The sequence below is a fragment of the Brevundimonas sp. FV1ye28 genome, from assembly GCF_058681135.1.
In genome coordinates, this window is record NZ_CM178731.1 from 12,501 (window position 1) to 27,435 (window position 14,935).

Consider the following 14,935-nt stretch of genomic DNA (forward strand, 5'->3'; position numbering starts at 1 on the left):
TTTCCGAATGGGGAAACCCACCTTTACGGTCTTCCAACTTTGCTCCCCTTCGGGGGTGCGAGGATTGGCGGATCGTTCAAAGGTATAATGACCTGAATACATAGGGTTCATTAAGCAAACCCGGGGAACTGAAACATCTCAGTACCCGGAGGAAAGGACATCAACCGAGACTCCCGTAGTAGTGGCGAGCGAACCGGGACCAGGCCAGTGCTTCTGTGACATAAAGCCGAACGATCTGGAAAGGTCGGCCATAGCGGGTGAAAGCCCCGTAGGCGTCAAACAGCAGAAGACTCGAGTAGGGCGGGACACGTGAAATCCTGTCTGAACATGGGGGGACCACCCTCCAAGCCTAAGTACTCCTCTACGACCGATAGTGAACAAGTACCGTGAGGGAAAGGTGAAAAGCACCCCGACAAGGGGAGTGAAACAGATCCTGAAATCGGAAGCCTACAAGCAGTCGGAGCCTCCAAGCGAGGTGACGGCGTACCTTTTGTATAATGGGTCAGCGACTTCATGTGTCGAGCAAGCTTAAGCCGTTAGGTGTAGGCGCAGCGAAAGCGAGTCTGAATAGGGCGCTAAGTTCGACGTATGACGACCCGAAACTAGGTGATCTATCCATGAGCAGGCTGAAGGTAAGGTAACACTTACTGGAGGGCCGAACCCGTGAATGTTGAAAAATTCTGGGATGACTTGTGGATAGGGGTGAAAGGCCAATCAAACCTAGACATAGCTGGTTCTCCGCGAAATCTATTTAGGTAGAGCGTCCGACGAATTCCTCAGGGGGTAGAGCACTGGATGGTTGCGGGCTGCGCGAGCGGTACCAATACTAACCAAACTCCGAATACCTGAGAGAACTATCGGGCAGACACACGGCGGGTGCTAACGTCCGTCGTGAAAAGGGAAACAACCCTAACCATCATCTAAGGCCCCCAAGTACTGGCTAAGTGGGAAACGATGTGGGATTGCTTTGACAATCAGGAGGTTGGCTTAGAAGCAGCCATCCTTTAAAGAAAGCGTAACAGCTCACTGATCAAGCGATCCTGCGCGGAAAATGTAACGGGGCTCAAGCCAGTCGCCGAAGATATGGGTTCACGTAAGTGAGCGGTAGCGGAGCGTTCCGTAAGCCGGTGAAGGTCAGGCGTGAGCCTGGCTGGAGGTATCGGAAGTGAGAATGCTGACATGAGTAACGATAGGAGTGTGAGAGACACTCCCGCCGAAAGACCAAGGGTTCCTGCGTAAAGCTAATCTGCGCAGGGTTAGTCGGCCCCTAAGGCGAGGCTGAAAAGCGTAGTCGATGGGAAGCAGGTAAATATTCCTGCACCAGCTGGAAGTGACGGATGGCGCAACTTGTCAGGGCTTATTGGATTGTCCTGGCAGGGAAGTTGTCCCTGGAAATAACTCCAGCAGAGACCGTACCCGAAACCGACACAGGTGGTCAGGTAGAGCATACCAAGGCGTTTGAGAGAACTATGCTGAAGGAACTCGGCAAATTGCACGCGTAACTTCGGAATAAGCGTGACTCTGCTTAGGGCAACCTTTGCAGAGTGGCACAAGCCAGGGGGTAGCGACTGTTTAGCAAAAACACAGGGCTCTGCGAAGCAGCAATGCGACGTATAGGGTCTGACGCCTGCCCGGTGCCTGAAGGTTAAAGGGAGATGTGAAAGCGTCGAACTGAAGCCCAGGTAAACGGCGGCCGTAACTATAACGGTCCTAAGGTAGCGAAATTCCTTGTCGGGTAAGTTCCGACCTGCACGAATGGCGTAACGACTTCCCCACTGTCTCCAGCATAGGCTCAGTGAAATTGAATTCCCCGTGAAGATGCGGGGTTCCCGCGGTCAGACGGAAAGACCCTATGAACCTTTACTATAGCTTCGCCTTGGCGTTAGCGACCGTATGTGTAGGATAGGTGGGAGGCTATGAAACCGGGGCGCCAGCTCTGGTGGAGCCATCCTTGAAATACCACCCTTACTGTCGTTGACGTCTAACCGAGGACCGTTATCCGGTCCCGGGACATGGCGTGGTGGGTAGTTTGACTGGGGCGGTCGCCTCCTAAAGTGTAACGGAGGCGCGCGATGGTGGGCTCAGACCGGTCGGAAATCGGTCGTCGAGTGCAATGGCATAAGCCCGCCTGACTGCGAGACTGACAAGTCGAGCAGAGACGAAAGTCGGCCATAGTGATCCGGTGGTCCCGCGTGGAAGGGCCATCGCTCAACGGATAAAAGGTACTCTAGGGATAACAGGCTGATTTTGCCCAAGAGTCCATATCGACGGCAAAGTTTGGCACCTCGATGTCGGCTCATCACATCCTGGGGCTGGAGCAGGTCCCAAGGGTTCGGCTGTTCGCCGATTAAAGTGGTACGTGAGCTGGGTTCAGAACGTCGTGAGACAGTTTGGTCCCTATCTGCCGTGGGTGTTCGAAGCTTGAGAGGATCTGTCCCTAGTACGAGAGGACCGGGATGGACATACCTCTGGTGTACCTGTCATGGCGCCAGCTGTGCAGCAGGGTAGCTAAGTATGGAATAGATAACCGCTGAAAGCATCTAAGCGGGAAACTAACCTCAAAACAAGGCTTCGCTGAGGATCGTGGAAGACTACCACGTTGATAGGCCAGGTGTGGAAGTGCGGCGACGCATGAAGCTTACTGGTACTAATAATCCGATCGGCTTGATCGTTTCTCAGCAAAACTCATTCGATATTCGAATACGACAATGTCTTCTCGCACAGTCTGATATCCGCTCGGTTGACCTGGTGGTTATGTCGGAGGTTCCCCACCCGATCCCATCCCGAACTCGGTCGTTAAGCCCTCCAGAGCCGATGGTACTATGTCTCAAGGCATGGGAGAGTAGGTCGCCGCCGGGTCTACCAAGCGGATATCAACTGTACCTCTTCTCGAACATCTTCCTTCACACTACCGTTTGCCGCGGGATGGAGCAGCCCGGTAGCTCGTCAGGCTCATAACCTGAAGGTCGCAGGTTCAAATCCTGCTCCCGCACCCAAAAATACCTCACGCCGGTGAGACACTGCAAAAGCCCCGCTGCCCCCCAGCGGGGCTTTTGTGCGTCTGTGATCCAGCCACGCTGGCGCGAGAGATCCGTAGTCCTTCAACCTGAACTTGCCCTGCTGCCCCAGCGGGTGTCGCCACGCCGCTTCTCCGTCCTAGCCGCAGCAACACTGAACCGGCGTCTTTACGCTGCCCTTATGCAGCGGCCCTCGTTCCGCATCGCGCCCTTACGGCCTTCTCTGGGAAAACTCCGGCTCGAACTGACCCCGGAGATCTCGGCATGGCCGATGTGATTTATCTGGCGATCGGCGGCGGGGCCTTTGTGGCCTTCGCCGTTCTCGCCGTTGCGCTGAACAAGGTGTGACGATGCTGCTTAATGTCCTTTGGGGCGTCGGCGCACTCGTCGTCGGCATCTACATGATCGTGGCGCTCGTGCGCCCCGAGCGGTTCTGAGGAGCCGCCGCCATGAACATTCAAGGTTGGGCCGAAATCGCCCTGACGCTGGGTCTGTCCGTCGCCATCGGCTGGCCGCTGGGTCTCTATCTGTCGCGCGTGTGGAACGGCGAGGCCACGTGGCTCGACCCGATGCTGCGTCCTGTCGAGGGCGTCTTCTACAAGGCCTCGGGCGTCGACCCGAGCCGCAGCCAAGGCTGGGTCGGCTATGCCGGTGCGCTTCTGACCTTCAACGCTGTCGGCTTCTTCCTGCTCTTCTCGATCCTGCGTCTGCAGGGCGGACTGCCGCTGAACCCGCAGGGTTTCGACGGCGTCTCGCCGCATCTGGCCTTCAACACGGCCGTCAGCTTCGTCACCAACACCAACTGGCAGAGCTATGGCGGTGAAACGACGATGTCGACCTTCACCCAGATGGTCGGGCTGACCGTGCAGAACTTCCTGTCGGCCGCCACCGGCGCGACCATCGCCGCCGCCCTGGCCCGGGCGTTTGTCGCGGATCGAGGGGAGGGGGTCGGAAACTTCTGGGCCGATGTCACCCGGACCACCCTCTACCTCTTGCTGCCGGCCTCCATCGTTCTGGCTGTCGTGCTGGCCGGTCTGGGCGTGGTGCAATCCCTCGACGCCTCGGTCACGGCGCGGACGCTGGAAGGCGCAGACCAGACCCTGTCTGTCTTTCCGGTCGCCAGCCAGCTGGCGATCAAACAGCTCGGCATCAATGGCGGCGGCATCTTCAACGTCAACTCGTCTCACCCGTTCGAGAACCCGACGGTGCTGACGAACCTCATCACCTCGGTGGCGATCAACGTGCTCGGCTGGGCCGCCTTCTTCGCCTTTGGACGCAGCGTGCTGGCCAAGAAGGAGGTGCGCGCGCTGGTCGCCGCCGCCCTGATTCTGCTGAGCGCCTGCACGGCTGGCATCTATGCGGCCGAAAGCCAGCCCGCGCCGGCGCTCGTCGCGGCGGGGATCGAGCAACCGATGAACATGGAGGGTAAGGAAACCCGGTTTGGAATTCCGTCCTCGGTCGCCTGGGCCGGACCGACGACCGGCGCCTCCAATGGCTCGGTCAACTCGATGCACGCCAGCTATATGCCGCTGTCGGGCGGTATCCAGATGTTCCTGATGCAACTGGGCGAAATCGTGCCGGGCGGGATCGGTTCGGGCATCTCGATCATGGTTGTGATGGCCGTGCTGTCGGTCTTCGTGGCGGGCCTGATGGTCGGTCGCACGCCGGAATACCTCGGCAAGAAGATCGAGGCGCGCGAGATTCAGTACGCCATGATCGCGGTGCTGGTGCTGCCGCTGGCCATCCTCGGCTTCACATCCGTCGCGGCGGTTTTCCCGACGGCGATGGAGGGGTTGCTGAATGACGGGCCGCACGGTCTGTCGGAGATGCTCTACGCCTACACCTCGGCGGCGGCGAACAACGGGTCGGCTTTCGCGGGACTGACCGCCAATGCGCCCTGGTGGAACACGACACTGGGCATCGGCATGCTGGTGGGTCGGTTCGTGCCGGCCATCGCGGTCCTGGCCATCGCCGGATCGCTGGTGAGGAAGCCCAAGCTTGCGCCGTCTACCGGCACCCTGCCGACCCACGGCCCTCTCTTCATCGGCCTGCTGATCGGGGTGATCGTTATCCTCGGCGGGCTGCAGTTCTTCCCCGCTCTCGCACTGGGACCCATCATCGAGCATTTCCAGATGCTCGCCGGTGCGGCACAGGCCTGAGCCGTCCGGACATCCTGAAATGACCTTCGCAAATCCTGAGATCGCGCCTGACAAGGCGCCGTTGGGCGGAACCCTGAACAGGGCTATGATCAGTCGCGCTCTGACCGATGCCGTCATTAAGCTGAACCCTGTTCATCTGCTGAAGAACCCGGTGATCTTCGCGACCTGGCTGGTCGCGATGCTGTCCACACTCTCGGCGGCGGTCGTCCTCGTCGGCGGCGGCTCAGCCGGATTCGCCATCCAGCTGGCCGTCTGGCTGTGGCTGACCGTCCTGTTCGCCAATGTCGCCGAAAGCGTCGCCGAAGGCCGGGGCAAGGCGGCGGCGGGCTCGCTCCGGGCCACTCGCGTCACGACGCCGGCCAAGCTGATCGATCCGGCCACCGGCGCGGTCTCATCGGTTCCAGCGAACGACCTGACGGTGGGCTCCATCGTCCTGGTCGAGGCTGGTGACGTCATTCCGTCCGACGGCGAGATCGTCGAGGGGGTCGCCTCGGTCAACGAGGCCGCCATCACCGGCGAGAGCGCGCCGGTCATCCGCGAAAGCGGCGGCGACCGTTCGGCCGTCACCGGCGGCACGACCGTGGTCTCGGACTGGATCAAGGTGCGCATCACCTCAGCTCCCGGCTCGACCTTCCTCGACCGGATGATCGCCATGGTCGAGGGCGCGAACCGGCGGAAGACCCCGAACGAATTGGCCCTTTCGGTGCTGCTGGCCGGGCTGACGCTGGTCTTCCTGATCGCGGTGGTGACTCTGTTGGGCCTCGGCGCCTATTCGGGGGTGACCCTGGATCCGATCGTGCTGGGCGCCCTGTTCATCACCCTGATCCCGACAACCATCGGAGGCTTGCTGTCGGCCGTCGGCATCGCGGGCATGGACCGTCTGCTGAAGGTCAACGTCCTGGCCACCTCGGGCCGGGCCGTGGAGGCCGCCGGCGACGTCGACACCCTGCTGCTCGACAAGACCGGCACCATCACCTTTGGCAACCGCATGGCGACCGAAGTGATCGCCGTCGCCGGGGTTCGCCCTGAAGCCGCCCTGCGCGCGGCCGTCATGGCGTCTCTGGCCGATGAGACGCCCGAAGGTCGCTCGATCGTCGAACTGGGCCGCAATGCCGGTGTCGCCGCCGAACTGCCGCAGGGCGCGACGGCCATTCCCTTCACCGCCGTGACGCGCCAGTCGGGGGTCGACGCGGGCGAGCAATCCTGGCGCAAGGGGGCGGTCGATGCCGTGCTCAAGTCGCTGGACAAGGGCGCAGTCGCACCGGTCGAGTTCACCGCCGCCGTGGACCGGATCGCCCGGTCGGGCGGCACGCCTCTGGCGGTGACTGAGAACGGCCGTCTGGTCGGGGTCATCCACCTGAAGGACGTGGTGAAGCCTGGGGTGAAGGCGCGGTTTGCCGAACTGCGCCGCATGGGTCTCCGGACCGTCATGATCACCGGCGACAACCCGGTCACGGCGGCGGCGATCGCCTCGGAGGCCGGAGTCGATGACTACCTCGCCGAGGCCACGCCGGAGGACAAGATGCGCCTCATCAAGGCCGAACAGGCGAAGGGTCGCCTGGTGGCCATGTGCGGCGACGGCGCCAACGACGCCCCGGCGCTCGCCCAAGCCGATGTCGGCGTCGCCATGCAGACCGGGGCCCAGGCCGCGCGCGAGGCCGGCAACATGGTCGATCTCGATAGCGACCCCACAAAGGTCATCGAAATCGTCGAGGTCGGCAAGCAACTGCTGATCACTCGTGGCGCCCTGACGACCTTCTCCATCGCCAACGACGTAGCCAAGTATTTCGCCATCATCCCGGCGATGTTCGTGGTCGCTCTGCCTGCGCTGGGCGCGCTGAACGTCATGGACCTGGGCTCTCCCGAAAGCGCGATCCTGTCGGCGGTCATCTTCAACGCCCTGGTGATCGTGGCCCTGATCCCGTTGGCTCTTCGAGGCGTCAAGTATCGCGCCATCGGGGCAGGACCCCTGCTGGGCCGCAACCTGCTGATCTACGGCCTTGGCGGGCTGATCGCGCCCTTCATCGGGATCAAGGCGATCGACCTGATCATCACCGGTCTGGGTCTGGCGTGAGAACCGCCGCCATGCCTCGCAAGTTAAAGGCCGCCGGTAAGAACGATCCCTGGTTCGCCCTCTTCTTCATCATCGCCATCCTGGTCGCCGCCCTCGTGCCGCACGATCGCGTCGCCGACACCTCCAGCCGACCCGCGCCGGTTCCGGCGAACGTCGCCCTCAAGGACTGAGATCATGGTCAATCAACTTCGTCCGGCGGTCGTGATGGTCGCCCTGTTCACACTGCTTCTGGGCCTGGCCTATCCTCTGGGGATCACAGGCTTCGCGCAGACGGTGTTTCCAGCCCAGGCGCAGGGTAGCCTGATCCGCGACGCCGACGGAACGGTGCGCGGCTCGGCCCTGATCGGTCAGCCCTTCGCCGAAGCTCGCTATCTGCACCCGCGTCCGTCGGCGGCGGGTGACGGCTATGACGCCGCCGGATCGTCGGGCTCCAACCTCGGGCCGTTGAACGCCGATCTGGCCACGCGGGTGGCCGTAGATGCGCACGCCCTGAGGGTCGAGGCGAATGGCGCGGCCATCCCCGCCGATGCGGTGACGACCTCGGCTTCGGGCCTCGACCCGGACGTGTCACCGGCCTACGCTCGCCTGCAGGCCGCCCGGGTCGCAACGGCGCGCGGCGTGGCGGTGAAAGAGGTGCAGGCCGTGATCGACGCGAACACCCGGCAACCGCTTCTGGGCTTTATCGGCCAGCCGCACGTCAATGTCCTGATGACCAATCGCGCGCTGGACCAGCGCGTTCCGGCCGCCTGATTTGCCAGAGCCGGACCTCTCACAGCCGACCTCGACCGCCCGACGAAAACGGGGTCGGCTGAAGGTCTTCCTCGGCATGTCGCCGGGCGTCGGCAAGACCTATGAGATGCTGCGCGCCGCCCGACGTCGAAAGGCCGAGGGCGGCGACGTCGTTGTCGGGGTGGTCGAGACCCACGGCAGGAAGGAAACCGAGAGTCTGCTGCGGGGGCTGGACGTCATGGCCCGAAATCCGCTGGAGCATCGCGACCGGACCCTGCTGGAGTTCGACATCGACGGCGCTATCGCGCGGCGGCCGGAGCTGTTGCTGGTCGATGAGTATGCGCATTCGAACGCGCCTGGATCGCGCCACCCCAAACGCTGGCAGGACGTGGAGGAAATCCTGGCGGCCGGGATCGACGTCTGGACCACGCTGAACGTTCAGCATCTGGAGAGCCTGTCGGACGTGATCCTGCGCATCACGGGCGTGCGCCAGAGAGAGGCGGTGCCCGACAGCGCCCTGAGCCGCGCCGACGACATCGAGGTGGTGGACATCACGCCCGAGGATCTTCGGACCCGACTGCAGGAGGGCAAGGTCTATGTGCCCGAAACGGCGCGGCTGGCGTCCGAGAATTTCTTCAAAATCGAGAACCTGACGGCCCTGCGAGAGCTGGCGTTGCGACGCGCGGCCCAGACGGTCGACGACCAGTTGGTGGCCACCCTGCGTGAACGGGGTGTTCAGGGGCCGTGGGCGGTGGGGGAGCGGATCCTGGTGCTGGTCGGCGGTGACGATATGGCCGGGATGCTGGTGCGGACCGGACGGCGACTGTCCGACATGATGATGGACGCGCCCTGGACCGTGGCGACGGTCGACCGGCCTTCCAGCGCCTCGGGCGACGTGGGCCGGGCGCAGAGCCTGGCCGAAGCGTTCAAGCTGGCGGAACAGCTAGGCGGACGGACCTTGCTGCTGAGCGGGGACGACGTCGTGCGGACGGTCACCGACTATGCGCACCGGAATAATGTGACCCTGATCGTGCTGGGGCGGTCGGTGGTGCAGGGCTGGCGCGCGCGGTTCAGCGAAGTGTTCGGCCGGTCGCTGGCCGCCGAACTGCTCAGGGCGGCGCAGGGTGTCGCGATCCATGTGGTCACCGATACCACCGCGCCGGAAGCCAGGCCTCGTCCCGTGACGACGCCCGGCGATTGGATGAGAGATCTGCGCGGTTATGGCATCGGCGCCGGGTTCATCGCACTGGCGACCGCAGCCGCTCTGGTGCTGGATCGCAGCTTCGAGCGTGTCGATCTGGGCGTCGTCTATATGGCGGCGGTGCTGGCCGCGGGCGTGCTGTACGGGCTGAAACCCGCGCTGGCGGCGGCGACCGTGGCCTTCTTGACCTATAACTTCCTGTTCCTGGAGCCGCGCTACACCTTTGCCATCGGCTCGCCGACCGACATCCTGACCCTGATCGTCTTCTGGGCCATCGCCACGGTGACGGGGGCGCTGGCGGGGCGGGTCAGGGAACAGGCGAGGCGAGCGCAGCGTAGGGCCTCCGCCGTGTCCGCCCTGCTGGTCGCCAGCCAGAGTCTGTCTGCCGCCGAGGACCGGGGGACCGCCGCACGGGTTCTGGGTGAACAGACGGCCGCCGCCGCCGGCGCCCGCGCCGTCGTTCTGCTGCCTGAGGGCGATGACATCGCCGTGGCCGCCATGGCTCCGTTGAAGCCCGGAAAAGCCGAGCCGCCTCTGACACTCGGCGCCGCTGAGATGGCCGCCGCACGCTGGGCCTGGGAGAAGGGTGAGGCGGCCGGCTATGGCACCGGCACCCTGCCGCAGACCCGCTGGACCTTCCGACCGCTGAACGGCGTGCGTCGCCGGTCGGGCGTCGCGGGGGTGGAGGCGGTGGGCCTCGCGCCGGGCTCCGACGAGGAACGTCTGGCATTGGCGGTCATGGATCAGGGCGCGGTCGCCCTGGAGCGGGCTGAACTGGCGGGCGAGGAACTGGAGACCCAGACCCTCAGGCGGACGGACCGGTTCCGGGGCGCGCTGATGAATTCGGTCAGCCACGACCTCAGGACACCGCTGTCGACCGTGCTGGGGTCGGCGACAACACTGATCGACTATGGAGACGCCCTGAAGCCCGAGGTGCGCGCCGATCTGTTGGGCTCGATCCGCGAGGAGGCGGAGCGTCTGAACCGCTATGTCGGCGACCTGCTGGACATGACCCGACTGGAGGGCGGCGGGTTGAACGTGAAGTCCGACTGGACCGATGTGCGCGACGTGCTGAACGCGGCGGCAGAGCGTGTCGGGCGACGTCTCGGCCAACGGCGACTGACGCGCGACTTCCCGGCTGAACTCAGTCTGGTGATGCTGGATCAGGGACTGCTGGAACAGGCCGTCGTCAACATTCTCGAGAACGCCGTCGCCTACAGCCCGGACGGCTCAACCATCGAACTGGCGGCCTATGAGGATCGGGGGGCGGTGGTGATCTCGATCGAGGACGAGGGCAGGGGCATCCCGACAGAAGCCTTGGAACAGGTGTTCGACAAATTTCGTCGCATGGACGAACCCTCTGACCGATCACAGGGCGCGGGGCTGGGCCTCGCCATCGCCAAGGGGTTCGTCGAGGCCATGGAGGGCCGTATCGCCGCCGCCAGCCCGATCCATGACGATCACGGCACGCGTATCCTGATCAGCCTGCCCAAGGCGATCGCGACGCACCACGAACTGCTCTAGAAAGTCTGATGTCCGCCAGCCGCACCTCGATCCTGGTCATTGACGACGAGCCGCAGATCCACCGGTTTCTGTCGCCGGCGTTGGACGCCGCCGGGTTTGATCCGAAGAGGGCGGATAGCGGTCAAGAAGGCCTGCGCGCCATCGCACTCTGGAACCCTGACGTCGTCGTGCTGGACCTCGGCCTGCCCGACATGGACGGCAAGGACGTCCTAGCCCGAGCGCGGGAGTTCTATGCCGGGCCGATGATCGTCCTGTCCGCCCGCGACCGGGAGGCGGAGAAGATCTCGGCCCTGGACCTGGGCGCGAACGACTATGTCGAGAAGCCCTTTGGGGTCGGGGAATTGCTGGCACGGATACGCGTCGCCCTGCGTCAGGTTGCGGGTGTAAGCGGTCCGGCCGGTCCGGTGACGACGGGCGACGTAGTCATAGATCTGGAGCGTCGATTGGTGACGCGGACGGGCGAGCCGGTCCGCCTTACGCCGAAGGAGTACGACGTCTGCGCCATGCTCGCCCGCCACGCAGGCAAGCTGGTGACGCATTCGGAACTACTGACCGCCGTCTGGGGCGCGGCCCACGTCGCGGATACCCAGTATCTCAGGGTCGTTATCGGCCAGTTGCGGCAGAAGCTGGAAGCCAACCCATCGGAGCCGACCGTCTTCCTGACCGAGCCCGGTGTCGGATATCGCCTGTCGTATTGATCGGGCGAGTGCGCCGGTCTGATCGACGATGCTGCATAGCCTTTTGTCTCCAGGCTCAGGGACCGTCGAACTCAAATCGGTCGACCAACGCCCATGGGCCTCCGAGATAACGCCAGAGCAGCAGACCTTCGGCAAAGATGTGAAAGGGCTCGAACTCCATTTGCAGGCGCTCCAGCAACAGGCGAGCGTCCTCCGGCTCGGCTTTGTTCTGGATTGTGATGTGCGGCCGATGCGGCGCCTGATCCTGACGCGTGAGCCAAGGCGAGAAAGCGGTGGCCAGCTCTTTCCGCAGATCGTCGAGCTCAGGGGAGGCAAGCCGATAGGCAACGCCTTGTCCCAATGACCAAGGGCTTCGAACCTCCATCTGGATTGGACCGCGGCATCGGCATGCCGCTTTCAGCGTCTCTACGACCACTCGCTCATGTTCGCCCGGGAGGGCGTGGAAGAGGGTGAGGTGGGCGGGCACCTTGTTTCGGTGACGCGGGAAGTGCGACTGGCGCAAATCCTCGAACCAATCGAAGGCCCCCTCATCGAGGGCGACCGTGACGATAAGGGGTGGTTGGTCAGCCATGACTCACCCGGCCCCGTGGGCCAGCCCTCTGCGCCAAGCGTCGGCGGCGGCTCGGTGCAGGATGGCATGGCGACGCGCCAACCGGTCGATGTCATCGTCGTAACCGCCGCCGATGACGCCGACGACCGGCGCGACGAGGAGGCAGGTCTCCAGAACATAGGCGTCGCGCGCGGCAAGTCCCGCGTCGCTGAGGCCGAGCCTGCCTAGGCGGTCACTTTCGTGCGGGTCGACGCCCGCGATGTAGAAGACGAGATCCGGCTGGACGCGGTGGAGCAGTCCAGGAAGGATCGCCCGCAACTCGGCCATGTAGGCGTCGTCGCCGGTGCCATCGGGCAGGTCGATGTCGAGGTCGCTCGGGCCGCGCCGCACGGGATAGTTCTTTTCGCCGTGCATCGAGAAGGTGAAGACCCGCGGCTCGTGCTCAAAGATCAGGGCGGTGCCGTCGCCCTGGTGGACGTCCAGATCGACGACGAGCGCCTGCCGGATCTCGCCGGCGTCGAGCATCACGCGACCGACCACGCCGATGTCGTTGAAGACGCAGAAGCCGGCACCGCCCTTTGGGTTGGCGTGGTGGCTGCCACCTGCGGTGTTGCAGGCCAGGCCATGGCGGAGCGCCAGCCGCGTTGCCATCAAGGTGCCGCCGACAGCCGCCTGCGCGCGATCGGAAACGCCTCGGTTCACCTGCATGCCGATGACCCGCTCCAGGTTCGGAGGCACGGCCGCGTCCAGCACCTGACGCACGTAGTCGGGATCGTGCACGGCGGCGAGCATCTCGAAGCTGGCGGGTTCAGGGGTGTGTGCAGCCCCTCTGGACCGATCAGTCCCTCTTCAGCCAGCACCTGGGCCAGCCGGGCGTACTTGGACATCGGGAAGCGATGACCCGGCGGCATCGGAGCGCTGTAGGCCGGGTGGTAGACGACCGGGGGAAGGGGGGGCGGTGTAGGCATGTTCATTATTGACAACACCTTGGCGGCTGGGCGGCTGCATTGGCCTTCCCCCTCCATCGAAATACAGCCTGGGTCACGGCGTCACGCGATCAGCCATGAAGCGCCGCCTCGGGCCAGGCCGCGGGTTGCATCATCAAGCGGGGCTTTTCGACGAAAGTCGGGCTGCCTCAAGCGAGCGATCGCTGTCACGATCGGGATCGACGCGCGTGGCCGCGGCGACAGAACGGCCGATCAACGGCCATGACTTTTGGGAGGAATTCTATGACCGACAGCACCCTGGGTGCGCCAGCGACGGATCAGAAGGCGCTCGACAAGCGATCGCGTCTCGTGATCCTCGCCTCATCCGTCGGCACCGTGATCGAGTGGTACGACTTCTATCTGTACGGCTCCCTGGCCGCGATCATCACCGCCCAGTTCTTCTCGGGCGTGAACGAGACGACCGGCTATATCTTCGCCCTGATGGCCTTCGCGGCCGGCTTCGCCGTTCGTCCTTTCGGCGCCGTCTTCTTCGGCCGGCTGGGCGACCTGTGGGGTCGCAAGAACACCTTCCTGGTCACCATGCTGCTCATGGGCCTGTCGACCTTCGTCGTCGGTCTGTTGCCGTCCTATGCCGCCATCGGCATCGCTGCCCCGATCATCCTGGTGGCCATGCGCCTGATCCAGGGTCTGGCTCTGGGCGGTGAATACGGCGGCGCCGCCACCTACGTCGCCGAGCACGCGCCCAAGGGCAAGCGCGGCTTCTTCACCTCCTTCATCCAGATTACGGCGACCGCCGGCCTGGTGCTGAGCCTGCTGGTCATCCTGGGCGTCCGTCTCGCCGTAGGCGAGGAAGCCTTCGCCGACTGGGGTTGGAGAATCCCGTTCCTGGTCTCGATCATCCTGCTCGGCGTGTCGCTCTGGATCCGCCTAATGCTGGCCGAGAGCCCGTCGTTCCAGAAGATGAAGGCCGAGGGCAAGGGTTCGCCCACGCCGCTGAAGGACTCGTTCCTGAAGTGGCCCAACCTGAAGCTGGTGCTCATCGCCCTGGTGGGGCTGACCGCCGGCCAGGCCGTCGTCTGGTACACGGGCCAGTTCTACGCCCTGTTCTTCCTCGAGCGGGTCATGAAGGTGGATTCGACCCTGGTCTACATCCTGCTGGCGATCGCCCTGATCGCGGCCTCGCCCTTCTTCATCTTCTGGGGCTGGCTGTCCGACAAGGTGGGCCGCAAGCCCGTCATCCTGGCGGGGTGCCTGCTCGCGGCCCTGACCTATTTCCCTCTGTTCCAGGCCCTCACCAACGCCGCCAACCCCGCGCTGGCTCAGGCGACCGCGTCGCAGCCGGTGACCATCTATGCCGATCCGGCCGACTGTAACGTCCAGTTCGACCCCGTGGGCAAGACGGTCTTCAACCAGTCCTGCGACCTGGCCAAATCCTACATCGCCAAGGCGGGGGTCAACTACACCAACGTGGCGGCCCCTGCGGGCACGATCGCCGAGGTCCGCATCGGCGACAGCGTGGTCTATCCCAGCTTCCGTGGCGAAGGCCTTCCGGCCGCCGAGTTCGCGGCGGCGAAGAAGACCTGGGAAGCCGGTCTTGGCACGGCTCTGGCGACGGCGGGTTATCCGGCCAAGGCCGACAGCGCCCAGGTCAACAAGCCCATGGTGGTGCTGATCCTGTTCATCCTCGGCTTCTATGTGACCATGGTCTACGGCCCGATCGCTGCGGCCCTGGTCGAAATGTTCCCCACGAACATCCGCTACACCTCGATGTCGCTGCCCTATCACATCGGCAACGGCTGGTTCGGCGGCTTCCTGCCGACCACTGCCTTCGCCATGGTCGCGGCGACGGGGAATATCTTCTACGGTCTCTGGTATCCCATCATCGTCGCCATCGTCACCGTCATCCTGGGCTTCCTGCTGGTCAAGGAAGGCAAGGACGTCGACCTGAACGTCTGATCCGACGGCAATAGGCCAGGGCAGGGGCGGGCGGATCGGCGACGATCGCCCGCCTCTGTCTCTTGCGGGGCCGGTTGATA

The 14,935-nt window shown here is 64.0% G+C and carries 10 protein-coding genes, 1 tRNA gene and 2 rRNA genes (1 of these 13 running past the window's edge); 11 read left to right on the plus strand and 2 right to left on the minus strand.

Features of this window, described 5'->3' with window-relative positions:
- The 10 genes from ACW171_RS00065 to ACW171_RS00110 form a co-directional block, all read left to right on the plus strand.
- Positions 1-2,672, plus strand: a 23S ribosomal RNA gene (locus ACW171_RS00065) (it extends 110 nt beyond the left edge of the window).
- A gap of 72 nt (positions 2,673-2,744) precedes the next feature.
- Positions 2,745-2,859 (plus strand): 5S ribosomal RNA (gene rrf / locus ACW171_RS00070).
- Between the two features lie 60 nt (positions 2,860-2,919).
- Positions 2,920-2,996: transfer RNA gene (locus ACW171_RS00075), tRNA-Met, on the plus strand.
- Between the two features lie 371 nt (positions 2,997-3,367).
- On the plus strand, positions 3,368-3,454 hold the full coding sequence (locus ACW171_RS00080) for a potassium-transporting ATPase subunit F (protein WP_492096566.1): 87 nt from the start codon (positions 3,368-3,370) through the stop codon (positions 3,452-3,454).
- A 12-nt stretch (positions 3,455-3,466) separates the two neighbouring features.
- On the plus strand, positions 3,467-5,176 hold the full coding sequence (gene kdpA / locus ACW171_RS00085) for a potassium-transporting ATPase subunit KdpA (RefSeq protein WP_492094784.1): 1,710 nt from the start codon (positions 3,467-3,469) through the stop codon (positions 5,174-5,176).
- Positions 5,177-5,195: 19 nt separating this feature from the next.
- Positions 5,196-7,250 carry a potassium-transporting ATPase subunit KdpB gene (gene kdpB / locus ACW171_RS00090; protein WP_492094786.1) on the plus strand — a complete coding sequence of 685 codons (2,055 nt, stop codon included), beginning with the start codon at positions 5,196-5,198 and terminating at the stop codon, positions 7,248-7,250.
- Positions 7,251-7,261: 11 nt separating this feature from the next.
- The gene (locus tag ACW171_RS00095) at positions 7,262-7,420 is read left to right on the plus strand and encodes a hypothetical protein (protein ID WP_492094788.1); all 159 of its coding nucleotides are present in this window, start codon (positions 7,262-7,264) and stop codon (positions 7,418-7,420) included.
- Between the two features lie 4 nt (positions 7,421-7,424).
- On the plus strand, positions 7,425-8,000 hold the full coding sequence (kdpC, locus tag ACW171_RS00100; RefSeq protein ID WP_492094790.1) for a potassium-transporting ATPase subunit KdpC: 576 nt from the start codon (positions 7,425-7,427) through the stop codon (positions 7,998-8,000).
- Between the two features lies 1 nt (position 8,001).
- Entirely contained in the window at positions 8,002-10,704 is a 2,703-nt protein-coding gene (locus ACW171_RS00105) for a DUF4118 domain-containing protein (RefSeq protein ID WP_492094792.1), read from the plus strand.
- A gap of 8 nt (positions 10,705-10,712) precedes the next feature.
- Positions 10,713-11,402: a response regulator gene (locus ACW171_RS00110; RefSeq protein ID WP_492094794.1), complete on the plus strand. Its 690-nt coding sequence runs from the start codon at positions 10,713-10,715 to the stop codon at positions 11,400-11,402.
- Positions 11,403-11,457: 55 nt separating this feature from the next.
- Here ACW171_RS00110 and ACW171_RS00115 read toward each other — a convergent pair whose 3' ends face one another.
- Together ACW171_RS00115 and ACW171_RS00120 are read right to left on the minus strand one after the other, a co-directional pair.
- Entirely contained in the window at positions 11,458-11,973 is a 516-nt protein-coding gene (locus ACW171_RS00115; RefSeq protein WP_492094796.1) for a 2'-5' RNA ligase family protein, read from the minus strand.
- 3 nt (positions 11,974-11,976) lie between these two features.
- Positions 11,977-12,744, minus strand: a complete 768-nt coding sequence (locus tag ACW171_RS00120) for a histone deacetylase family protein (protein ID WP_492094798.1) — start codon at positions 12,742-12,744, stop codon at positions 11,977-11,979.
- 437 nt (positions 12,745-13,181) lie between these two features.
- Between ACW171_RS00120 and ACW171_RS00125 the strand changes: the two genes are divergently transcribed.
- Complete coding sequence (locus ACW171_RS00125) at positions 13,182-14,855, plus strand: MFS transporter (protein WP_492094800.1); 1,674 nt, start codon at positions 13,182-13,184, stop codon at positions 14,853-14,855.
- Positions 14,856-14,935 lie beyond the last annotated feature (80 nt).

Coding starts and splice junctions, on each gene's coding strand:
- ACW171_RS00115 (WP_492094796.1), bottom strand. CDS start 11,973: ATGGCTGACCAACCACCCCTTATCGTCACGGTCGCCCTCGATGAGGGG.
- kdpB (WP_492094786.1), top strand. CDS start 5,196: ATGACCTTCGCAAATCCTGAGATCGCGCCTGACAAGGCGCCGTTGGGC.
- kdpC (WP_492094790.1), top strand. CDS start 7,425: ATGGTCAATCAACTTCGTCCGGCGGTCGTGATGGTCGCCCTGTTCACA.
- ACW171_RS00080 (WP_492096566.1), top strand. CDS start 3,368: ATGCTGCTTAATGTCCTTTGGGGCGTCGGCGCACTCGTCGTCGGCATC.
- ACW171_RS00125 (WP_492094800.1), top strand. CDS start 13,182: ATGACCGACAGCACCCTGGGTGCGCCAGCGACGGATCAGAAGGCGCTC.
- kdpA (WP_492094784.1), top strand. CDS start 3,467: ATGAACATTCAAGGTTGGGCCGAAATCGCCCTGACGCTGGGTCTGTCC.
- ACW171_RS00095 (WP_492094788.1), top strand. CDS start 7,262: ATGCCTCGCAAGTTAAAGGCCGCCGGTAAGAACGATCCCTGGTTCGCC.
- ACW171_RS00110 (WP_492094794.1), top strand. CDS start 10,713: ATGTCCGCCAGCCGCACCTCGATCCTGGTCATTGACGACGAGCCGCAG.
- ACW171_RS00120 (WP_492094798.1), bottom strand. CDS start 12,744: ATGCTCGCCGCCGTGCACGATCCCGACTACGTGCGTCAGGTGCTGGAC.